Below are 22,011 nucleotides of genomic sequence, written 5' to 3'. Positions count from 1 at the left end.
TGACGGGCCGGGGCCGTAGGGTGGCCGCACCGATCCGCCGCCTGATCCGGAGTGTTCGTTGCCCCGCACCGCCGCGCCGCCCGCCCTGCGCACCGCGCCCGTTCTGGCCATTGTGGTCTGTCACAACGGCGAAAACTGGCTGCCGCTGGCGCTTTCTTCGTTGCGCCGCAGCACTGTCCGGCCCCGGCACGTGCTCGCCGTGGACACCGGCTCCACCGACGCCACCCCTCGGCTGCTCGCCGAAGCCGCGTCCGATCCCGGCCCTGATGCCGCTCCCGTGCTCTCCGGCGTTATCACGCTTTCGAGTGATATCGGCTTCGCCGCGGCCGTCGCGGAAGCCGTCGGGCACGCCACCGAGCGCTGGGGCGAGGACCCCGGCTCGTGGTTGTGGCTGCTGCACGACGACTGCGCCCCCGAGCCGGACTGCCTCGCGCAGCTGCTGCAGGTCGCCACGCAGGAGCCGTCGGCGACCGTGCTCGGCCCGCTCGGGCTCGACTGGGCCGATCCGCGGCTGATCGTCGAAGCGGGCCTGTCCACCGACGCGTCCGGGCACCGCCAGCAGGTCGCCGCGAGCGGCGAGGACCCGGTCGAGGTGCTCGCCGTGCCGAGTGCGGGCTCGCTCGTGCGCCGCGACGCCTGGGACGCCCTCGGCGGCTTCGACCCCGGATTCCCGTTGCTGCGCGAGGATCTCGACTTCGGCTGGCGCGCGAACGCCGCCGGCGGCCTCGTGCTGACCGTGCCGTCCGCGCGGGTGCGGCACGCGCGCGCGGTCACCACCGGACAGCGCCCGGTGCACGCGGTCACCGTGCCGCTGCCCGCCGCCAACCGCGCGCACGGCCTGCGGGTCTTCCTGGTGAACTGCTCGGCCTTTTCCTTCTGGCTGGGGATGATCCGGCTGCCGCTGCTGTCGGTGCTGCGCGCCCTCGCGTTCCTGCTGCTGCGCCGCACCGGCGAGGCACGGGCCGAGTTCTCCGCCGCCGCGTATCTCCTCAGTGGACGCGGCGGGCTGCGTGCCGCCCGCGCCCGCCGACGGCGGAATCCGCGGCCCGGCACGGTTCGCGGGCTCTTCACCGGACGCGGCACGCGGCTGCGCAACGCCATCCGCGCCGGTGTCGTCGGCTTGGTGCGCCGTGGCGTCGAGAACGACGTCGCGCTCGGCCGGGTGCCCGAGACCGTCGAGACCGAATCGGCCTGGGTGACGCCGGAGGCGCTCGACGCGCGCGAGACGCGTCCCGTCGGTCCCGACGCGCTGCCCGCCGGCGCGCTGCGCGGGGTCAGCGCACGCGGGTCCGGGCTGCGGCGCCCGGGCACGCTCGTGGCCGTCACGCTGCCGGAAACCGCGGCGCCGGAACCGGTTTCCGAAGCCGCGGCCGAAGAACCCGAACTCGTCTTCGTCGAGGTGAACCGCCGCCGCGTGCTCGGCGCCACGATCTTCGCGCCCCCGGTGGTGCTGCTCGTCGTGATGACCGCGCTCGGGCTGGCCGTCAACCGCGCCCGGCTCGGCCTCGACCTCTTCGGCGGCAAGCTGCTGCCGGTCGGCGGGCTGGGGGAGCTGTGGTCGGCGTACCTGGCGCCGTGGCACGCGGTCGCGGGCGGCACCGGCGCGCCCGCGTCGGCGACGCTGCCGGTGCTCGGCACGCTCGGCGCGGTGTTCGCGCCGATCGGCGGCCCGGCCGCGCTGGTCGCGGTCCTGCTCCTCGGCGACATTCCCCTGGCGGCCTTGAGCGCGTACCTGGCCACGCGACGGCTGCGCGTGCGGCGCTGGGTCCGTGCCGTCGTCGCCGCGACGTACGCGCTGCTGCCCGCCGCGACCGCCGGGGTCGCGCAGGGCAGGCTCGACGTCGTCGTCGTGCACCTCGTGCTGCCGCCGGTCGCCGCGGGCATCGCCGGGCTGCTGGTCCGGGCGGACACGCGCTGGCTGCACGTGTCCGCGCTGTCGGCGTTCGGCGTGGCGCTGCTCGGCGCGTTTTCCCCGCTGGCACACGGGCTCGCGCTGGCCGGGCTGCTGATCGGGTTCGTCGTGCTGCCCGCCCCGACCGGGCTGGCGCGGCGGATCGCGTCGGTCGGCATCGTCGTGCTGCTGCCGCTGGCGCTGCTGCTGCCGTGGCCGACGGTGCTGCTGCGGCACCCGGAACTGCTCGTCCAGGGACTCGGCGGCGCGGCGCCGCCGGTCTCCGGCACCGACCTGGCCGGGCTCGACCCGGGTGGCCAGGGTGCGTGGCCGATCGGCGTCGCGGTGATCGCCGCGGCCCTGGTCGCGGTGGTCGTCCGGCCGACGAAGCTCGCGGCGGGCGGGCTCGCGCTGGCGGCGCTGGGCGCGGGCGGGCTCGTGCTGGTCCGGCTGGTCACGGTGACGCCGATGCAGGGCGGCGTCCCCGCGCACGGCTTCGCGGGCGTGCCGCTGCTGATCGTCGGCGCCGGGCTGCTGTGGGTCGTGCTGGGATCGTGGCAGCGCGGCGGCCCGGCCGGTGTCCCGGTGTCGTGGCTGCCGAAGGTGATGGCGGTGGCCGGGGTCGCGGTGTTCCTCGCGCTCGCGGCGGGTGCGGTGGTGATCGGCGCACAAGGACCGCTTCGCGCCGGTGAACGTCCTTCGCTCGCCCCGGAAGTGACGGCCGAGCTGACCGCGTCCGGCCGCTCGGTGCTCGACCTGGCCCCGGACGCGACCCGCCAGATCGGCGGGCGCCTGCCCCGCTACGGCGACGACGAGCTGGCCCCGACACCCGGCACCCCGGCCCGCTTGGCGGCGTGGCGCCGCGACCTCGGCCAGGGCGACGCGGCGGCGGTACAGCGGGCGATCGCCGCGGCGGCGGCCGCGGGCGTCCAGTTCGTGGTACTCCCACCGGGCGTCGACCCGCACGCGTACCTCCCGCCGGCGAAGGACCTGGTTTCGGTGGCGGCGCCGACATCCGACGGCCGCGGCGTCCTGCGGCTGCTCCCGCCGTCGGGCCAGGTGATCCTGATCTCGCCGGAGCAGGCGAAGGCGGCGGTCACCGGCGGCGGCGCGCCCGGGCTGGCGCCGGGGGTCGCGCCAGTGCAGGCGGGCCTGCCGGACGTGCGCGTCCGGGTGTCCGACGGGCCGACCGGGCGCCTGCTGGTGCTGGCGGCCGAGCAGGAGGCGGGCTGGAAGGCGTCGGTGGGCGGCAAGGCCGTGCCGATCGTGCCGGCCTGGGGCCACCAGGTGGCGGTGTCGGTGCCGCCGACGCCGTCGGAGGTGACGGTCGAGTACCCGGGAACGGAACGCAACCTGCTCCTGCTGGCCCAGCTGGCGGCGGTGCTGTTCACACTCCTGACGGCAGTCCCGGCCCGGCGGCGCTCCGAAACTGTCGGTGCCGGCCGGTAGCGTGAAAACCGGGGGTCCCCCTCACGCGCGCGGGTTGTGAACTTCGCAGCGCACCCAAGGTGGCCTTGGCGAACCACCTTTGCCGACCTCCGTCTCGCGGGGGAACCGCGGTCCGGGTGTGGTCGGAGGGTGGTGCGGTGTCTTGAATGACTCATTCAGGTCTTCGGAGGTCCTGAATGAGTCATTCAAGACGCTGAGGTGAGCCACCGCCGCCCCGCGCCGGGCCTGCGTTCTGCCCGTCGGGGCAGTAGGTCACCAATTGGCCGTTCGCCTTCGGTGCGTTGAGCGCACTCGGGCCGGGAGTTACTCGCCTTCGATGACGTCCGGTTCCACGCCGAGGTAGCCCGCCACCTGCTCGACCAGCACGTCGTGCACCAGGTCGGCCAGCTCGGACGGGTCCTTCGCCCGCGCCTCCAGCGGCCGCCGGTAGAGCACGATCCGGGCGCGCGTCGGCATTCCCGTGCGGTCGACCCCCGCCGGGACCAGGCGGGACAGCGGGACCGCGCCGTCGTGCAGGACGCCGTCCGCGGGGGAGTGGCCGTTGTCCCGGATCTCCGGCACGTCGTCGACCGCCACGTCGAGCTTCGTCAGCTCGTGGCGCCAGCGGGCCTCGATCGGCTCCAGCGCGTCGAGCACCAGCGCGTCGAAGCGCTCCGCGCGGCTCGCGGCGGCGGGCAGGGTCGCCGGATACAGCGTCCCGCGCAGGCCCCGGCCGTGCCGGTCCCGTCGCAGGCGCCGCCGCTGTCGGTAGTCACGAGCCGTCGCCACGTCAGAAGTCTATGCGGTCGGCGGTTCGCAGCGCGTGTCGCTCCTCCGGGCTTGCGGCGACGCGCTATCGTTTCGAACCGTGCGGAGCGTACGGAAGTGTTCGCGTACTGGCTGTCTCGAGCCAGCTGTGGCCACGCTGACGTATGCGTACAGCGACTCCACGGCCGTCGTCGGCCCGCTGGCCACTGCCTCCGAGCCGCATTCGTACGACCTCTGCGAAGCCCACGCGCTGCGGCTGACCGTCCCGAAGGGCTGGGAAGTCGTCCGGCACGAAGGCGCCTTCGCCGCGCCGGACCCGTCGGCCGACGAACTGACCGCGCTGGCCGAGGCCGTGCGCGAGGCGGGCCGCTCCGACAAGCCCGCGCCCGCGCCGGAGCCGGAAGGCCCGTCCGGCCGCCGCGGCCACCTGCGGGTCCTGCCGGGCCGCGCCTGAACGCGTAAGCCACTCACACCGCCGGTAGGCTTTCCGCGCGGCGCAGCGGGCGCCAGGACGACTATTCGCGGGGAGACGGCGTGCCAGACCTTTCGGGCATCGTGAAGGCCTACGACATTCGCGGCGTGGTCGGCGAGCAGCTCGACGCGGCGCTCGTCCGCGACTTCGGCGCGGCGTTCGCCCTGCTCATCAAGCCGGAGGCGCCGTCGGTGGTGATCGGCCACGACATGCGCGACTCGTCGCCGTCGCTGGCCGCCGCGTTCGCCGACGGCGTCACCTCGCAGGGCCTCGACGTGGTCAGCATCGGCCTGGCCAGCACCGACCAGCTGTACTTCGCGTCGGGCTCGCTGAACCTGCCGGGCGCGATGTTCACCGCCAGCCACAACCCGGCCAAGTACAACGGCATCAAGCTGTGCCGCGCCGGCGCGTCCCCGGTCGGCCAGGACACCGGGCTCGCCGAGATCCGCGACACCGTCGAGCAGGGCGTGCCCGGGTTCGAGGGGCAGCGCGGCACGGTGACCGAGCGGGACGTCCTCGCCGACTACGCCGCCTACCTGCGCAAGCTGGTCGACCTGTCGGGCAGCCGTCCGCTGAAGGTCGTCGTCGACGCCGGCAACGGCATGGGCGGGCACACCGTCCCGACCGTCTTCGCCGGGCTCCCGATCGAGATCGTGCCGATGTACTTCGAGCTGGACGGCAGCTTCCCGAACCACGAGGCCAACCCGCTCGACCCGGCCAACATCGTCGACCTGCAGGCGAAGGTGCGAGAGGTGGGGGCGGACGCGGGCATCGCCTTCGACGGCGACGCCGACCGCTGCTTCATCGTCGACGAGCGCGGCGAGCCGGTTTCGCCGAGCGCGATCACCGCGCTGGTCGCCGTCCGCGAGCTGGCCAAGGACCCGGGCGGCACGATCATCCACAACCTGATCACGTCCAAGGGCGTGCCGGAGATCGTCGCCGAGCACGGCGGCAAGCCGGTCCGCACCCGCGTCGGGCACTCGTTCATCAAGGCCGAGATGGCCCGCACCGGCGCCATCTTCGGCGGCGAGCACTCCGCGCACTACTACTTCCGCGACTTCTGGCGCGCCGACACCGGCATGCTCGCGGCGCTGCACGTCCTCGCCGCGCTCGGCGAGCAGAGCGGCCCGCTGTCCGAGCTGACCAGCGCGTACTCGCGGTACGCCGCCTCCGGTGAGATCAACTCCACGGTCGACGACCAGGTCGCGAAGATGATGGCCGTCAAGGACACCTTCGGCGCCCGCTCCGGCGTCGAGATCGACGAGCTGGACGGCCTCACCGTGCAGCTGCCCGGCGGCGCGTGGTTCAACCTGCGCCCGTCGAACACCGAACCGCTGCTCCGGCTGAACGTCGAGGCCGCGAACGCCGAGGCCGTGCAGGGGCTGGTGGACGAGGTACTCGCGATCATCCGCAGCTGACCCGTCCGAAACCACCGGGCGCTCCGGGGCCGAACTGTGTCCTGAAGTGCTCTTCCCCACAGTCTCTCGCGTGGTATGGAGGAACCATGGCCATCACGCTCGACGCCCAGCTTCTCGAGATCCTGGCGTGCCCGTCACCGGATCACGCCCCGTTGCGTCCCGGGGCGCCGGACGACCCCGAGGCCGACGCGCTGACGTGCACCGAATGCGGCCGGGTGTACCCGGTGCGTGACGGGATCCCGGTGCTGCTCCTCGACGAGGCCACCCAGCCCGGGGACAACGGAAACTCCGATGCCGACAGTGCTTGACGACACGCTGCTCGACGACCCCGCGCGGCTGGCCGAGGCCGACAGCGCGGGGCTGCTCCGCGCTGCCGCGATGGCGGGCGCCCAGGTGCGGGCGACCGCCGAGCTGGCGGCCGAGCTGGAGCTGTCCGAGCGGCTCGACATGGGCCGTCCGCGCGCCCTCGTGCTCATCGACCGGCCGGGCGTGAGCCGCACGCTCACGCGGCTGCTGGCCGCCCTGCTGACGCCGTCCTGCCCGGTGCCGGTGGTCGTCGCCGAGGTGGTGCCGAGCTGGATCGGCGCGCTCGACGTCGTGTTCGCGCACACCGACGACCCCGGCGACCGCGAACTGGCCGCGTCGCTGGAGCGTGCCGCGCGCTACGGCGCTTCGGTGGTGCTGTCGGCGCCGTCGGAGGGCCCGGTGGCGGCCGCCGTGGCGGGCAAGGGCCTGCTGCTGGCGCCGCGCGTCCCGGTGCCGCCGGAGCTGGCGTTCCCGCGCGGGCTGGCCGCCGGGCTGCTCACCGCGAACGCGCTGGGCCTGCTGATCTCCGACGTCCAGGTGCTGGCCGACCAGCTGGACCTGGAGGCCGAGAAGGACTACCTGGCCAGGGAGTCGTTCGCGAACCCGGCCAAGGCGCTCGCGCTGCGGGTGGCGGACCGCGTGCCGCTGCTGTGGGGGCTGGACCCGGTCGCGGTCGCCGTCGGCGAGCACGCCGCGCACGCGTTCGCCGCGCACGCGGCCACGGTGTGCGACGTCGAGGACTATCGTCAGGCACTGGCGCGTCCCGCACTGCGGCGGGCGGCGCAGTCCGGCGGCGGTGAGCGTGACATCTTCGCCGATCCGGACGATTCCCCTGGTGACATCCCGACCCGGGTGCTGCTGCTCTCGGTGCGCACGGGCCCGGCGACGGACGCGGCGCGTTACCAGGCCGAGGATCTGCTGCCGGACGCGGACGTCATCGCCCCGGCCGAGGAGATCGAGGCGGACGAAATCGTGCGGGCCGCGGTGCTGGCGCTGCGGTTCGAACTGGCGGCGGTCTATCTCGGGCTGGCGGCGGGCAGCATCGGCGGCGCGGGCCGCTTCGCGCCCGCGACGGCGTGAGACCCGCCGAGCACCGGCGACGACCGGTGCCGAAGGAGTGGAGTTGAGGTGACAGTGGAGCTGCTGCGCAACGCGGTGCGGCCCTACGCCTGGGGATCGCGGACGGCGATCCCCGAGCTGCTGGGCCGTCCGGTACCCGCGCCGCACCCCGAGGCCGAGCTGTGGATGGGCGCCCACCCGGGTGACCCGTCGCACGTGATCGCCCCGGACGGCACCGAGCGGAGCCTGCTGGAGCTGGTGGACGCCGATCCGGTGACGCAGCTGGGCGAGCGGTGCGCGAAGCGGTGGGGCGGGCGGCTCCCGTTCCTGTTGAAGATCCTGGCGGCGGAGGAACCGCTGTCGATGCAGGCGCACCCGTCGGCGGCGCAGGCCGCGGAGGGCCACGCCCGCGAGGAGCGGCTGGGCATCCCGCGGGACGCGCCGAACCGCAACTACCCGGACCCGACGGCGAAGCCGGAACTGGTGTGCGCGCTGACGGAGTTCCACGCGCTGGCCGGGTTCCGCACGCCGGACCGCACGGTGAAGCTGCTCAAGGCGATCGAGACGCCGGGGCTGGCGAAGTACACCGGGCTGCTGGAGGCCCAGCCGGACCCGTCCGGGTTGCGTGCGCTGTTCACGACGTGGATCACGCTGCCGCAGCCGTCGCTGGACTCGCTGCTGCCGGAGGTGCTGGACGCCTGCGTCCGGCACGTCCAGGAGCACGGCGAGTTCGCGGTCGAGTGCCGCACGATCCTGGAGCTGGGCGAGGCGCACCCGCGGGACGCGGGCGTGCTGGCGGCGCTGCTGCTGAACCGGCTGACGCTGCGCGCGGGCGAGGCGATCTACCTGCCGGCCGGCAACCTGCACCTGTACCTGCACGGAACGGCCGTGGAGATCCTGGCCAACTCGGACAACATCCTCAGGTGCGGCCTGACGCCGAAGCACGTGGACGTGCCGGAGCTGCTGCGCGTGGTGGACTTCGCGTGCGGCGAGATGCCGGTCCAGTGCGGCGACGTGGGCGGCCGGATGGCCGTGTACCACACGGACGCGCCGGAGTTCGAGCTGTCGCGGGTGGAGTGGGCGGACGGCCAGTCCGACGAGATCGCGGTCGACAGCACCGGCCCGCAGATCCTCCTGTGCACGGCGGGCGACCTGCTGGTGACCGCGGACGACGGCGAGAAGGTCGAGCTGCGCCGCGGTCAGTCGGTGTGGCTGCCGGCGGCGGACCCGCCGGTGCATGTGCGGCCACTGGGTGGGGCGCGCTCCCAGCTGTTCAGGGCCACCGCGGGCACCTGCGAGGACTGAGCCGCGAGGACCGCTCGTGGAATGCTGGTTCCATGTCGTCTTCCCCTGGCCGGCAGTCAACGCCTTCGAGCGCACCCGGAGCCGACGCGGACCTGCTCACCATCGGCGAACTGGCCCGCCGTACCGGCGTCACCACCGTGGCCCTGCGTCACTACGAGGAAATCGGCCTGCTTCCCGCGCCCGTCAGGGTGTCGGGGCAGCGCCGCTATCCCGGCTCGGCGGCCCGGCTCGTCGGCGCGATCCTGCTCTTCCGCGACGCGGGATTCACCCTCGCCGAGCAGAAGGCCCTGCTGGCCGCACGCCACGCCGGGGAATGGGAACTCCTCGCCCGGCGCAAGCTGGCGGAACTCGACGAGCAGATCGCCAAGGCACAGGCCGCCCGCGAAGCCATCGAGCACGGACTGCGGTGTCCCCACGAGGACATCACGCACTGCCCGCACTTCGACGCCGGAGTCACCGCCCGGCTCGCCGGCGAGCCGCTGGCGCGCTCGCACGCGCGGCTGCACGAATGACTGTGTACGTTCCGTGTGGCGCCCTTCTCCACTATCGCTCATCGGGATGGTTCTGCCGTCCCGATGTGTCGATTTTCGAGGAGAACGAGCTTGTGACTGCTTATCCCCCTGCCGCGACCGGGCTTCCCCAGCCTGCCCCGGTCGTGGCTCCGTCCCGTCCCGGGCTGCTGACGGGACTGGCCGGTGTCGCCGTCGTCTCGGCGCTGGCGCTGATCGTCGACGGCATCATGCTGTTCGCCGGCGGGCGCGACCTCGCGCTGGACGCCGCGGCGCGGACGATCGCGAGCATGACCGGCGCCTCCGCCGAGTCGGTGAAGGCCGACGGCGGGATGCTGCTGGAGGCGGCGCTCGACGAGGTGCAGGCCACACTCGCGGTCCGCGGCGGCATCGCCGTCTTCTTCGGTGTCGTGCTGCTGTTCTGGGGGCTGCTCGCGCTGCGCGGTGCGGTGTGGATCCGCGTGCTGCTGACGCTGGCGGCACTGACGGCGGCCGGGGTGGCCGTACGGCTCGCCACCGACATCGAGGGTTCGACCGCGGCCATCCGCGGGGTCGCCTGGCTCGCCGTCGCGACCGGCCTGGCCGTCATCGTGCTGTCGTGGCTGCCGCCGGTGAACCGGTACGCCAAGGCACGCAAGGGTCGTTAGGGGCACGCGGCCGGGCTTCGGTGTCTTGAATGAGTCATTCAGGACCTCCGAGGTCTTGAATGAGTCATTCAAGACGCTTGGCCTGGGCGGGGTGAGCCGGGCTCCTGGCGGCCCGGGGCCGCGAGTTCGAAGTTCCCTGGGGGTGGCGCCGGGCGGGGGGTGCCCGGCGTCCGTGGGCTCGGGGTGGTGTCGTGGAGGGGGCGGCACCACCCCGGTTTGTCTTCAGGCCGGTTCGGTGAGGGCCAGCAGGGCCCGCCGGACGGCGGCCGCGCTGGCGTCGCGCGGGTCCGCCAGGTTCGCCGCCTCCGCGGCGGCTTCCGCCGCCGACGTCGTATCGCCGATGGCTTCGCAGGCTCGCTGCAGGACCAGCCAGGTCAGGCCGGTCGCGGACCGGCCACCCATGGCGCGGAACTCCGTCAGGCACTCCCGCAGCACCGGGATCGCTTGTGCTGCATGGCCTTCGCCGATCCAGCCCGCCGCCAGCGCGCGGGCACACGACAGTTCCCGCGGCCGCTCGTCCAGCTCCCTGGCCAGCTCACGGGCTTCGCCGAACGCCGCCATCGCGCGTTCGCGCTCGCCCGTGGTCGCCGAGATCGCGCCCTGGGTGCGCAACGACTTCGCCAGCGCCGAGCGGGCCATCGTGGAGCGCAGCCTGTCCACCGACTCCGCGATCGCCGCCGCCGCTTCCCGGTCGTCGCCGGTCAGCAGCGACGACCACGCGAACCCGTGCAGGGCCATGCCGATCTGGCGGGCGTCGCCGGTTTCCCGTGCCGACGCCAGCGCGATCCGGTCGACGTCCCGCGCCTGCGTCACCCGGCCGAGCCGCAGCAGCGCCGCGGACTCCGCCGAGCGGACCCGGATCGGCTCCGGCCGTCCGTCCACAGTGAACAGTTCGCGGGCGCGGGCCGCCGTCTGCAGCGCCTCTTCCGCGTGGCCGAGCCCGATCAGGCAGTGCGCCAGGTTCGCCGCGACCCACGCGTGGGTGTGGCGGTCGCCACGCGCTTCCAGCTCCTTCGCGCACTGGCGGTACGCGGCCGCGGCCTCCTCGTACTGCCCGCGTTCGTGCCGCAGCAGCGCGAGCGTGGCCTCGGCGAGCAGCGCGGTCGCCGGGTCCGCCGTCGCCAGCACCGTCTCGTACGCCGCGCGCATCTCGGCGTACCGGCCGTGCAGGTACAGGTGGACGCTCAGCTTGTCCAGCAGGGCCAATGCTTTCCGCGGCTCCAGGTGCCCGAGCAGCCGGACGAGGTTCGCGCGCTCGGCGGTGAACCAGTCGTCCGGACGTTCCAGCAGCCGCGTCACCAGCGCGTCCGGCAACGGCTGCGCGGACGGCCCGTAATCGAACGCCGGCATCGGCACCGTGCGCGGCAGCCGGGCCGCCGCCGCACCGGCCAGCGCGAGGGTCGCCGTCAGCACCGTCTGCAGACCGCCGGTGTCCTCGGCCAGTTCCGCGGCGTACAACCGGACGAGGTCGTGCATCCGGTACCGGCCTTCGCCGGTGACGTCCGGCCCGCGGGCCTCCAGCAGGCTCGCCTCGACGAGTTCCTCGACCGCCTCGTCGGCGTCCGGCTCGCCGACCAGCGTCGTCACCGCCCAGGCAGGCAGGTCGGCCAGGTGGCAGCGGCCGAGCAGGCGGAAGGCGCGCTGCGCCGGCGGGCGCAGGCCGTCGTAGCTCAGCGCGATGCTGCTGCGGACGGCGAGGTCGCTCACGGTCAGCTCGTCGAGGCGGCGGACTTCGTCCTCGAGCCGGCAGGCCAGCTCGCCGAGCCGCAGGTGCGGGCGGATGGCCAGCCTGCTGCCGGCGATCCGCAGCGCCAGCGGCAGCCGCGCGCAGGCCGCGATGATCCGCTCGGCGTCGGCGCGCTCGCGGGCCACGCGGGCCCCGGCGAGCCGGTTCAGCAGCTCGGTGGCGTCCGGTCCGGAGAGGGGCCCGAGTGCCAGCCGGTGCGCCCCGGCGAGCCCGCTCAGCCGTCGGCGGCTCGTGACGAGCACCGCGCAGCCCGGCGTCCCCGGCAGCAGCGTGCGGACGTCACCCGGGTCCCCGGCGTCGTCGAGCACGACCAGCACCCGCCGGTCGGTGAGGCGGCCCCGGAACACCGCCGCGCGCGCCCGCACGTCGTCCGGCACCGCGGGGCCCGGCACGCCCAGCGCGCGCAGGAGATCGGCCAGCACCTCGCCGATCGGCCGCCCGCCGAGCGGCACGTAGAGCTGGCCGTCCGGGAACTGCGCGCGCAGCCGGTGCGCGGCCCGCACGGCCAGCGTGCTCTTGCCCGCGCCCGGCTCGCCGCTGACCACCGCGAGGGGAACGCCGTTGCTGTCGGCCAGGACGTCGGTGAGCTGCGCCAGCTCGGCGTCGCGGCCGGTGAAGTCCCCGATGTCCGGCGGCAGCTGGCACACGGGCCACCCCGCGGGTGGCAGCCGCGGCACGGGGTCCTCGCCACGCAGGACGGCCGCGTGCACCCGGCGGGCCTCCGCGCCGGGCTCGACGCCGAGTTCTTCGATCAGGGTGGTCCGCAGCCGCCGGTAGACCGCCAGCGCGTCCCCCTGCCGCCCGGCCCGGTGCAGCGCGATCATCAGCTGTCCGGCAAGCCGTTCCCGCAGCGGGTGCGCGGTGATCATGGCTTGCAGCTCACCGGTGAGTTCCCCGTGCCGCCCGGCGCCGAGTTCGGCGTCGGCGCAGTCTTCGAAGACGGCGAGCCGTTCGGACTCCAGCCGCGCGATGTCGGCGTCGAGCTGCGGAACGTGCAGCCCGGCGAGCACCGGCCCCCGCCACTGCGCCAGCGCCCGCCGGTAGTGCCGCGCGGCGACGGCGGCCTCCCCGGCCCGCCGCCCTTCGGCAACGGCGGCCCGGAAGACGAGCAGGTCCAGCTCGTCGGGCTCGACGAGCAGCCGGTAGCCGAGCGGCCCGTGCTCGACCCGCAGGCCGTCGATCCGGTCGCGCAGCCGGGAGAGGTAGGTGTGCAGGTTCGAGGTGTACGACTTGGGCGGCCCACCCGGCCACAGCGCTTCGACCAGCACGTCGACATGAACGTGCCGGCCGGCGTTGAGCAGCAGCACGGCCAGCAGCGTGCGCTGCCGTTCACCCCGCAGCACCAGCCACTGCCCGGGCGGGCTTTCGATGGCCAGCGGCCCGAGCACGCCGAAATGCGCCATGTCGACCTTCCCCCGGTAGCGGAACGGTCACCGTAGCGAAGGGGTACGACAGAACGGGGCGGTTCGAGGGGATCGAACAGCTTCAGCTTGCCTTCGCTCATTCGTGGCGAGTATAGTAATAGCTATACTCGCACGATGGTCGCTCAGGACTGGGAAATCTATGTCGTCGACGAAGTCCTCGAATGGATCGAGCAGCTGGACGACGCGACGCACGCCCGTGTCGTCCAGGCGATCGATGCACTGGCGGAGGGTGGTCCCGGACTGGGGCGTCCTCTGGTCGACACGATCGCCGGTTCGAACGTTCCGAACTTGAAGGAACTACGGCCGGGAACGGTGCGCATCCTGTTCGTCTTCGACCCTTGGCGGTCGAGCGTCCTGCTCGTCGCCGGGGACAAGGCAGACCGGTGGAGCGCGTGGTACCGCGAGGCAATCCCGCTGGCCGAAGACCGGTATGACCGCTACCTCAAGGAACGGCAGGCAGAGGAGGGCCGACCATGACGGGATACACCCGCTGGCAGGACGTCCGGGCGGCGCATGTCGAGCGCGCCGGGGGAGAAGCAGCGGTCGCGGCGGGCAAGGAGGAACTTCTCGCCACGGTCCAGGGGCACCGGCTCGCGGAGATCCGCCGGAGCCGGGGCCTGACCCAGCATCAGCTGGCCGAGCGGATGGGGGTCACCAAGGGCCGGATCTCCCAGATCGAGCAGGGCAACATCGCCGGCTTCGACGTGCTCGCCCGTTACGCTGCGGCTTTGGGGGGTCGCCTGCACCAGGCGATCCACTTCGACGACGGGGAGATCGCCGCCATCGCCTGAGCGAATCCCCGGCCGGTGCCGAGCGGGCGGGACCACGCCCATTACGCTCCACCCGGACATTCGGGACCAACCAGGGGAGCGGTCGTGTCAGCTGGAGGCGGAACCAAGGCGATCATCGCGGCACTCGGGGCCAACGCCGGGATCGCGGCGGCGAAGTTCGCCGGCTTCCTCGTCACCGGGTCGTCGTCGATGCTGGCGGAGTCCGTGCACTCGCTGGCCGACACCTCCAACCAGGGGCTGCTGCTGCTCGGCCAGAAGACCTCGAAGCGGGCGGCGGACCAGGCGCACCCCTTCGGCTACGGCCGGGACCGGTACTTCTACTCCTTCATCGTCGCCCTCATGCTCTTCACGCTGGGGTCGGCCTTCGCGATCTACGAAGGCATCCACAAGATCGGCCACCCCGAGCCGCTCGAGTCGCCGATCGTCGCGGTGATCATCCTGGTCGTCGCGCTGTGCCTGGAGGGCTACAGCTTCTTCACCGCGATCACCGAGTCGAAGAAGATCAAGGGCGATGCCACCTGGTGGGGTTTCATCCGGCAGGCGAAGGAACCCGAGCTGCCCGTCGTGCTGCTGGAGGACGCCGGTGCGCTGCTCGGCCTCGTCTTCGCGCTGGCCGGCGTCGGCCTTTCCGTGGTCACCGACGACCCGGTCTGGGACGGCGTCGGCACCCTCGCGATCGGGGCGCTGCTCGGGGTCATCGCCATCATCCTCATCGTCGAGATGAAGAGCCTGCTCATCGGCGAAGGCGCCACCGCGAGCGTGCTCGCGACGATCGTCGACGAGCTCGCCGCGGGCAAGGTCGAGCGGGTCATCCACATCCGCACCCAGTACCTCGGGCCGGACGAGCTGCTCGTCGCGGCGAAGCTGGCGATGGTGCCGGGGCTCGACACCGCCGCGGTGGCCCAGGCCATCGACGACGCCGAGGCCCGCGTCCGCGCCAAGGTGCCGGTCGCCAAGCTGATCTACCTCGAGCCGGACCTCGACCGCAGCCTTGCGCGTTAGCCCAAGATCCACTTCGTCACCTTCGGCAAGCCGGGCCGTACCTGACCCGTTAGGGTGACCTACGGCGAAAAACGGCCGGAGGAGGTCAACGGTGCCCGGAACGGGATTGTGGCGCACTAAATCGATCGAACAGTCCATTGCGGACACTGACGAGCCGGAGACCAAGCTCCGGCGGAACCTCAGTGCCTGGGACCTTACGGTTTTCGGTGTCGCGGTCGTCATCGGCGCCGGTATCTTCACGCTGACCGCGCGCACGGCAGGGGATTACGCCGGGCCCTCGGTTTCGCTGGCCTTCGTGTTCGCCGCGATCGCCTGCGCGCTGGCGGCCCTGTGCTACGCCGAGTTCGCCTCGACCGTGCCGGTCGCCGGCAGCGCGTACACGTTCTCCTACGCCACTTTCGGCGAGTTCATGGCCTGGATCATCGGCTGGGACCTGATCCTGGAGCTCGCCGTCGGCGCGGCCGCGGTGTCCAAGGGCTGGTCGGTGTACCTGGAGACGGTGCTCGGCTACCTCTTCGGCAAGGGCACGAAGACGACGTTCGTGGCAGGCGGCGTGACCGTCGACTGGGGTGCCCTCGTCGTCGTGGCGGTCCTGACGCTCCTGCTGGCCCTCGGGACGAAGCTGTCGTCGCGGGTCTCGATGGTGATCACCGGCATCAAGGTCGCCGTGGTGCTGTTCGTGATCATCCTGGGCATCTTCTACATCAAGGGCGCCAACTACTCGCCGTACGTGCCGCCGGAGGTCAGCGGCAGCGCCGCCCAGACGGGGGTCGACCAGTCGCTGTTCTCGCTGATCGCGGGCGGCGCGAGCAGCTCGTTCGGTGTCTTCGGCCTGCTCGCGGGCGCGTCGCTGGTGTTCTTCGCCTTCATCGGCTTCGACATCGTCGCGACCACCGCGGAGGAGACGAAGAACCCGCAGAAGGCCGTTCCGCGGGGCATCATGGGCTCGCTGGTCATCGTGACCGTGCTCTACGTCGCGGTGTCGCTGGTGGTCGTCGGGATGGTGTCGTACAAGGACCTCGCGACGTCGGCGGGCGACGGTAGCCACAAGACGCTGGCCACCGCCTTCGCGATGAACGGCGTCGACTGGGCGGCCAACATCATCTCCTTCGGCGCGCTCGCCGGCCTGACCACCGTCGTCATGGTCCTCATGCTGGGCCAGGTCCGGATCATCTTCGCGATGTCGCGCGACGGCCTGATGCCGCGCGGGCTCGCGAAGACGGGTGAGCACGGCACGCCGATGCGCGCGACGCTCATCGTGGGCGGCCTGGTCGCGGTCGCGGCGACGTTCTTCCCGGCGGACAAACTGGAAGAAATGGTCAATGTGGGCACGCTCTTCGCGTTCGTGCTCGTTTCGGCGGGCGTGCTGGTGCTGCGCCGGACGCGGCCGGACCTGCCCCGCGCGTTCCGCGTGCCGTGGGTGCCGGTGATCCCGATCCTGGCGATCCTGGCCTGCCTGTGGCTGATGCTGAACCTGACCGTGCTGACCTGGCTGCGGTTCGTCGCCTGGATGGTGCTGGGCGTGCTGATCTACTTCGGCTACAGCAGGCGGCATTCGCTGCTCGGCAAGCGGCAGGCGGAGGGGACCGGCGAGCCCGTGCCGTCGTCCGAAGCCTGACTTGCTCCTGAAAAGCCCCGTCGGCCTGGATCCCCAGGTCGGCGGGGCTTTTTGCGGCCGCTGACGGAACGCCGGGTAACGGCGGGGTCAAGACGATCTTGCGGTTCGTGCGCAAAGGGGGACCCCGCGTGAGAGGCGGGGTGACGTGCGATACCTTTCGAGCCTTCGTGCGCCACCGACGGGTGAATTACCGCCGCGTAATTACTACGGGCGGTGGCGTTCGACCGCCCAGGTTTTTGCCGTTCCTCCCCCGTTCGGTACAGGAGAACTCAATGCGCAGACGTACCTTCCGCGGCGCCGTCGCGGTCATGGCGCTCACCACCGCCGCCCTGATCGGGACCGCCGGTTCCGCGCTGGCCTGCTACCCGTCCGACGGCCGGGCCACGCCGGTCCCGAAGAACGCGTCCACCTGCGAGGACGCCAAGCTCCCCGGTCAGACGCTGGTCCGGTCCGACGAGCTGCCGACCGACGTCATCGACATCGAGGGCGGCGTCGAGAACAAGGACAAGACCCTGACGATCAAGGGTGTCGCCAAGGGCGTCACCATCACCGCGGTCGTGGTCAAGGGCGGCGACGGCTACAACATCTACAAGCCCGAGAAGCTGGGCGACCTGCCGTGGAAGGACCTGAAGTCGCCGCTGAACGGCGGCCGCCAGGTCCCGACGATCAGCCACTGGTTCGTCTGCGGCACCACCAAGACCACCCCGCCGGAGACCAGCGCGCCGACGACCAAGCCGTCGACGCCGACCTCGTCGAAGCCGAGCACCCCGGCCACCTCGACGACTGTGTCGCCGACCAGCACCACCGCTCCGGCCGCCGTGCCGGCGGGCAACGAGTCGGGCACCGGCGGCGGCCTGGCCAACACCGGTTTCGACAACAGCTGGCTCATCTGGATCGCGGGCCTGCTGCTGGTCGCCGGTGGCGGCCTGCTCGCGCTGCTGAAGTTCCGCCGCAAGGCGTCCGAGTGACGTTCTGACCGGTCGAAGGCCCCTCGCCCCAGGCGAGGGGCCTTCACCGTTTCGGGGGGAAGTCCCCGAAGAGCAGGCCCTGCTCGCCGCCGGCGGGCTTGCCGAGGCCGGCGGCCATCGCGACGGCGTGGTCCCATTCCGCGTCGGCCAGGTAGTCCTGGTGCCGGAGCACCCCGGGTGCCCAGCGGTGCCGCCCGGTCGGGCCGCGCAGCGGGTCCGGCAGCCAGTGGTCGCCGCCGAGGATGAGGACGCCGTTGCCGTCGGCCGTCGCCGACACCGGGCCGTGACCGCCTTCGGGCCGGAAGCCGACGCCGTGCAGCTGCCGGTCGGCGACGGAGTGCCGCCAGGTCGTCACGCCGCCGCCGAAGATGTCCGTGCCGCGGCACAACGCCCGCCACCGGCCGCCGAGGTCGGCGAAGAGCTGTTCCAGCGCCTCCTGCGGCAGCAACGCCGGGAACGCGCGCTGGTAGCCCCACTGCAACGGCGAGCCGGCGGTCAGCACGCCGACGCGTTCGAGGTCCGCCTTCGGCAGCTCGGCCGCCAGCCGGGCGGCGGCCATGACCGTGAGCAGGCTGCCGAGGTTGTAGCCGGAGAGCACCACCCGCGTCCCCGGCTCGGCGAGGTGCTCGCGGGCCCGCGCGGCCAGTTCCGGGACGACTTTCAGTGCGTAGCAGGGCGGCACCGTCGGGTGGGCCGCCCGCGGCCAGAAGCAGACGAGGTCGGCCAGCGCGCCGAGGTGACGGCTGCGCTGCGGCGTGCGCGCGGCCGTGTAGACCACGCGCAGCAGGCCCGCGGCCAGCGCACCCAGCGCGATCACGCCGATCGCGGACAGCGGCCCGAACCAGCCGGGGACCAGCCCGAACCCGAAGCGCAGCACCAGCAGTGCCGCGCCGCCGACGGACATCGCGCTCGCCACCGCCAGCGCCAGGTGGTGCAGGTGCCGCCGTTCCCACGCCGACCGCGCCCACGCCGCCGCGGCCCGGGTCTCCTGCTGCCGGTCGTGCTCCATCAGCTTGACGATCTCCGGGATGCCCCGCCGCAGCCGCCGCAGCGGGACGGCGACCGCGAACCCGACCACGCCGAGCACCGCGGCCAGCGCCAGCCCGGCTCCCCACAGGACCGTGACCAGCACATAGGTGTCCGGCACGCGCAGGGATTCCGCGCCGGAAAGCCGGCGGACGGCTTCGGCGAGGCCCGCGCCGAACCCGCCGCCGAGCAGTCCGGCCAGCGCGAGCACCGGCGCGGCCGCCCAGCCGCCCATCCACGGCCGCAGCCGCCGCGGCTTGTGCTGCCAGCCGGGCCGGGCCAGCAGCGCGGCCGGCGCCAGGAACACCGCGAACAGCACCGTGACGACGACCAGCGCGGCGCCGAGGCCTTCGACCACGCCGTTCGTCCCCGGCAGCGAGCCGGTGCCGGGGCGCAGCCGGACTGCCGCCACGACGACCAGCAGGACCGCGAACCCGATCACGCCGGGCCGGGCGAAGCGGCCGGTGTCGACGCCGATCGCCGCCGCCACGACCGTGGCGAGCACCAGCGCCAGCGTCACGATCCAGGCGACGAGATCGACGGTGTCACCCGGCACGCGGAACGGGCCGCCGAGCAGCAGGAGTGCGACCGACGCCAGCGCCGCGACGGTGTGCAGGCAGCGCAGCGCCGGGGTCTCGGGGTCGGCACGCATCCGCAGCGGCCCGCCGGTGAGGTCGCCGTCGGCGTGCACCGCCCAGGTCGCCGAGGAGATCCGGTGCAGCACGAAGATCACGGCCAGCAGCGGCAGCACGCCGAGGGCGATCCGCGACGGCGTCGTGCGCAGGACGTCGGGGACCGCGGGCAGGCAGCCCGACGCGGGCGCGAGGCACTGCGCGGCGAACAGGTCGAGCGCGATCGCCGCGAGCTGGCCCATCAGCAGCATCGTCAGCAGCAGCGCGCCGACGCGCAGCAGGCCGCGGCAGACCGCGCCGAGGACGCGGGGGAGCCGCCGGTCCGGCGGGACCGGCGGCAGCATCCAGAACGCGACGTTGGCGAGGGAGAACGGGAACAGCAGCGCCCAGGTGGCCTTCGCGGCGCCGCCCGAGGTCATGCCGTGCCAGAGGTAGCCTTCGAGGGTCCGCGGGATCGACCGGCCGAGGGCCGGCAGCACCGGGCCGGGGGCCGGCCTGCGCAACCGGTCGGCCGGGCGGATCACCCGGCCCAGCCCGTCGCCGGCGACGTCGACGGTGGAGACCGCGTCGAGCAGCGTTTCCCCGCTGGTGCCGACCAGCCCGGCGACGCGGATTTCGACGACGCGGGTGTCCGGGCCGGGCATGGGCACGGTAAGGGTCTCCTAACCATTCTAGGGGCAGTCGAGCGGACAACGGTAGTGTTCCGGTGTCATCGAGTCTTGGAGGAATCGCCACTATGACCCCCGAAAGCGTTGCCAAGCGGCACGAGACCCGCAACGGCATCGAGTTCGCCGTCGCCGACCTCGAGGCCGCCGAGTTCGGCCGCAAGGAGATCCGCCTCGCCGAGCACGAGATGCCGGGACTGATGGCGCTGCGCCGCGAATACGCGGAGGTCTACCCGCTGCGCGGGGCCCGCGTCTCGGGCTCGCTGCACATGACCGTGCAGACCGCGGTGCTGATCGAGACGCTCGTCGCGCTGGGGGCGGAGGTGCGCTGGGCCTCCTGCAACATCTTCTCGACGCAGGACCACGCGGCGGCCGCGGTCGTCGTCGGCCCGCACGGCACGGTCGAGGAGCCCAAGGGCGTCCCGGTGTTCGCGTGGAAGGGCGAGTCGCTCGAGGAGTACTGGTGGTGCACCGAGCGGATGCTCACCTGGGACGGCGAGGGCCCGAACATGATCCTCGACGACGGCGGTGACGCCACCATGCTGGTGCACAAGGGCACCGAGTACGAGAAGGCCGGCGTCGTGCCTGCTCCGGACGACAACGACTCCGACGAGTGGAAGGTCTTCCTCGAGCTGCTGCGCAACTCTCTGGCGGCCGACACCGGCAAGTGGACCCGGATCGGCGAGGGCATCCGCGGCGTCACCGAGGAGACCACGACCGGCGTCCTGCGGCTCTACCAGCTCGCGGCGTCGGGCGAGCTGCTGTTCCCGGCGATCAACGTCAACGACGCGGTGACGAAGTCGAAGTTCGACAACCGCTACGGCATCCGCCACTCCCTGATCGACGGCATCAACCGCGGCACGGACGTGCTGATCGGCGGCAAGGTCGCGGTGGTCTGCGGCTACGGCGACGTCGGCAAGGGCGCGGCGGAGTCGCTGCGCGGTCAGGGTGCCCGCGTGATCGTCACCGAGATCGACCCGATCTGCGCCCTGCAGGCGGCGATGGACGGCTACGCGGTCCGCAAGCTGGAGACGGTGCTGCCCGAGGCCGACATCGTCATCACGACGACCGGCAACAAGGACGTCGTGCTGGCCGAGCACATGGCCAAGATGAAGCACCAGGCGATCCTGGGCAACATCGGCCACTTCGACAACGAGCTCGACATGGCCGGGCTGGCGCGCTACCCGGGCATCCGCCGCGTGAACATCAAGCCGCAGGTCGACGAGTGGGTGTTCCCGGACGGCCACTCGATCATCGTGCTGTCCGAGGGCCGCCTGCTGAACCTGGGCAACGCGACCGGGCACCCGTCGTTCGTGATGTCGAACAGCTTCTCGAACCAGGTGATCGCCCAGATCGAGCTGTTCACCAAGCACGAGGAGTACGACAACGAGGTCTTCCGGCTGCCGAAGAAGCTCGACGAGAAGGTGGCCCGCATCCACCTCGAGGCACTCGGCGGCGAGCTGACGAAGCTGACCAAGGAGCAGGCCGAGTACATCGACGTGGACGTCGAAGGCCCGTTCAAGCCGGAGCACTACCGGTACTGACGTTTTACCTGCTCAGGGCCGCCCCGGAAGAGTACGGGGCGGCCCTTTGTCCTGCGTCCGGAACCGCTGCGGGTCGCGGGAGGTCTTCGGAGTCATCCCGCTGGCCCCGCGGCGGATCTTCGCGGCCGCCCGGCGGCTGGTGACCGACAACTATCCCGTGCGCACCCCTTCGTCACGCGCGACCAGCGTCAGGCCGAAGCAGCGAAAGCCAACGGGTTCGAGGTGCTGTGACCGCCTGCGCGGTAGAATCTCCGGTGTTCTTGGCTTCACGAACCTCACGGCCCGGTAGGTAGTCCGGGCGGCCGCTCGCGGCTCGTTGTCCCGCAAGGGAAACCGGTGACGCCAGGCTGATCCGTCATGCCTGGAGGTTTCCCGATGAGCGGGGTGTTCACGCTGTACCACGACGGCCGGTTCTGGGTCGGCGTCTACGAAATCCACGAAGACGGCCTGGTCCGGGCCGCCCGTCACATCTTCGGCGCCGAGCCGAACAACGCCGAGCTGGCGGCCTTCGCGTCCGGCCGCGACTTCGTCCGCCTGGCCGACGAAGCCCGCGCGGCCCCGCCGGTCCCGGCCGACCGCCGTCCCAAGCGGCGAATCCACGACGAGGTGGGTATCGGCACGGCCGCCCAACGCGCGTTGCGCGACGCAGTCACCGTGCGCGCGGCGGAGAACAAAGCGGCCCGCAAACGCCGAGCCGCGGCCGAGGCCGCTCGCCGCCGGGCCCTGGCAAAGGCCAAGTCCCGAGCCAAACACCGCGGCCGCTGACGAGATGCCCCTCCAATCACACGTGA

General features: G+C 72.7%; 18 protein-coding genes. 15 read left to right on the top strand and 3 right to left on the bottom strand.

Going from position 1 to position 22,011, the window contains the following annotated elements; translation table 11 throughout:
* Positions 1 to 58 precede the first annotated feature (58 nt).
* Positions 59 to 3,340, top strand: coding sequence for a glycosyltransferase (locus ABJI51_RS14355; RefSeq protein ID WP_348951000.1), 3,282 nt, complete (start codon positions 59 to 61; stop codon positions 3,338 to 3,340).
* 303 nt (positions 3,341 to 3,643) lie between these two features.
* Here the strand turns inward: ABJI51_RS14355 and ABJI51_RS14350 are convergent, their stop codons facing one another.
* The gene (locus ABJI51_RS14350; RefSeq protein WP_348950998.1) at positions 3,644 to 4,108 is read right to left on the bottom strand and encodes a metallopeptidase family protein; all 465 of its coding nucleotides are present in this window, start codon (positions 4,106 to 4,108) and stop codon (positions 3,644 to 3,646) included.
* A gap of 79 nt (positions 4,109 to 4,187) precedes the next feature.
* On the opposite strand from ABJI51_RS14350, the gene ABJI51_RS14345 reads away from it, so the two are divergent.
* The 7 genes from ABJI51_RS14345 (at position 4,188) to ABJI51_RS14315 (ending at position 9,803) form a co-directional block, all read left to right on the top strand.
* Positions 4,188 to 4,541 (top strand): DUF3499 domain-containing protein, encoded by a 354-nt coding sequence (locus ABJI51_RS14345; protein ID WP_033261311.1) that lies wholly within the window; start codon positions 4,188 to 4,190, stop codon positions 4,539 to 4,541.
* A gap of 80 nt (positions 4,542 to 4,621) precedes the next feature.
* Positions 4,622 to 5,977: a phosphomannomutase/phosphoglucomutase gene (locus ABJI51_RS14340; protein ID WP_348950995.1), complete on the top strand. Its 1,356-nt coding sequence runs from the start codon at positions 4,622 to 4,624 to the stop codon at positions 5,975 to 5,977.
* Positions 5,978 to 6,063: 86 nt separating this feature from the next.
* Positions 6,064 to 6,285, top strand: a complete 222-nt coding sequence (locus ABJI51_RS14335) for a Trm112 family protein (RefSeq protein WP_348950993.1) — start codon at positions 6,064 to 6,066, stop codon at positions 6,283 to 6,285.
* On the top strand, positions 6,269 to 7,363 hold the full coding sequence (locus tag ABJI51_RS14330; RefSeq protein ID WP_348950992.1) for a hypothetical protein: 1,095 nt from the start codon (positions 6,269 to 6,271) through the stop codon (positions 7,361 to 7,363). The genes ABJI51_RS14335 and ABJI51_RS14330 overlap by 17 nt, the downstream gene beginning before the upstream one ends.
* Positions 7,364 to 7,417: 54 nt before the next feature.
* On the top strand, positions 7,418 to 8,647 hold the full coding sequence (gene manA / locus ABJI51_RS14325; RefSeq protein ID WP_348951855.1) for a mannose-6-phosphate isomerase, class I: 1,230 nt from the start codon (positions 7,418 to 7,420) through the stop codon (positions 8,645 to 8,647).
* 32 nt (positions 8,648 to 8,679) lie between these two features.
* A complete protein-coding gene (locus ABJI51_RS14320; protein ID WP_348950990.1) occupies positions 8,680 to 9,159 on the top strand; it encodes a MerR family DNA-binding transcriptional regulator in 480 nt (159 codons plus the stop codon).
* Between the two features lie 92 nt (positions 9,160 to 9,251).
* Entirely contained in the window at positions 9,252 to 9,803 is a 552-nt protein-coding gene (locus ABJI51_RS14315) for a hypothetical protein (protein ID WP_348950988.1), read from the top strand.
* Positions 9,804 to 10,025: 222 nt separating this feature from the next.
* Here the strand turns inward: ABJI51_RS14315 and ABJI51_RS14310 are convergent, their stop codons facing one another.
* Positions 10,026 to 12,953, bottom strand: a complete 2,928-nt coding sequence (locus tag ABJI51_RS14310) for an AfsR/SARP family transcriptional regulator (RefSeq protein WP_348950986.1) — start codon at positions 12,951 to 12,953, stop codon at positions 10,026 to 10,028.
* Positions 12,954 to 13,088: 135 nt separating this feature from the next.
* On the opposite strand from ABJI51_RS14310, the gene ABJI51_RS14305 reads away from it, so the two are divergent.
* From ABJI51_RS14305 to ABJI51_RS14285, 5 genes are all read left to right on the top strand, one after another.
* A complete protein-coding gene (locus tag ABJI51_RS14305) occupies positions 13,089 to 13,451 on the top strand; it encodes a type II toxin-antitoxin system RelE/ParE family toxin (RefSeq protein WP_348950985.1) in 363 nt (120 codons plus the stop codon).
* The gene (locus ABJI51_RS14300) at positions 13,448 to 13,765 is read left to right on the top strand and encodes a helix-turn-helix domain-containing protein (RefSeq protein WP_348950983.1); all 318 of its coding nucleotides are present in this window, start codon (positions 13,448 to 13,450) and stop codon (positions 13,763 to 13,765) included. The genes ABJI51_RS14305 and ABJI51_RS14300 overlap by 4 nt, the downstream gene beginning before the upstream one ends.
* A gap of 84 nt (positions 13,766 to 13,849) precedes the next feature.
* A complete protein-coding gene (locus ABJI51_RS14295; protein WP_348950981.1) occupies positions 13,850 to 14,767 on the top strand; it encodes a cation diffusion facilitator family transporter in 918 nt (305 codons plus the stop codon).
* A 91-nt stretch (positions 14,768 to 14,858) separates the two neighbouring features.
* A complete protein-coding gene (locus ABJI51_RS14290) occupies positions 14,859 to 16,385 on the top strand; it encodes an amino acid permease (RefSeq protein WP_348950980.1) in 1,527 nt (508 codons plus the stop codon).
* A gap of 272 nt (positions 16,386 to 16,657) precedes the next feature.
* Entirely contained in the window at positions 16,658 to 17,353 is a 696-nt protein-coding gene (locus tag ABJI51_RS14285; RefSeq protein ID WP_348950979.1) for an LPXTG cell wall anchor domain-containing protein, read from the top strand.
* 43 nt (positions 17,354 to 17,396) lie between these two features.
* On the opposite strand, the gene ABJI51_RS14280 is transcribed toward ABJI51_RS14285, so the two are convergent.
* Entirely contained in the window at positions 17,397 to 19,655 is a 2,259-nt protein-coding gene (locus tag ABJI51_RS14280) for a hypothetical protein (RefSeq protein ID WP_348951853.1), read from the bottom strand.
* A 92-nt stretch (positions 19,656 to 19,747) separates the two neighbouring features.
* Between ABJI51_RS14280 and ahcY the strand changes: the two genes are divergently transcribed.
* Both ahcY and ABJI51_RS14270 read left to right on the top strand, forming a co-directional pair.
* Positions 19,748 to 21,220, top strand: coding sequence for an adenosylhomocysteinase (gene ahcY / locus ABJI51_RS14275; protein ID WP_348950977.1), 1,473 nt, complete (start codon positions 19,748 to 19,750; stop codon positions 21,218 to 21,220).
* Positions 21,221 to 21,595: 375 nt separating this feature from the next.
* A complete protein-coding gene (locus tag ABJI51_RS14270) occupies positions 21,596 to 21,985 on the top strand; it encodes a YjdF family protein (protein WP_348950975.1) in 390 nt (129 codons plus the stop codon).
* The last annotated feature ends 26 nt before the right edge of the window (positions 21,986 to 22,011 follow it).

This window comes from Amycolatopsis melonis (genome assembly GCF_040064235.1).
Lineage (GTDB): Bacteria > Actinomycetota > Actinomycetes > Mycobacteriales > Pseudonocardiaceae > Amycolatopsis > Amycolatopsis melonis.
Note: the sequence above shows the minus strand (reverse complement) of the source record. Positions and strands in the feature narration are given on the sequence as shown.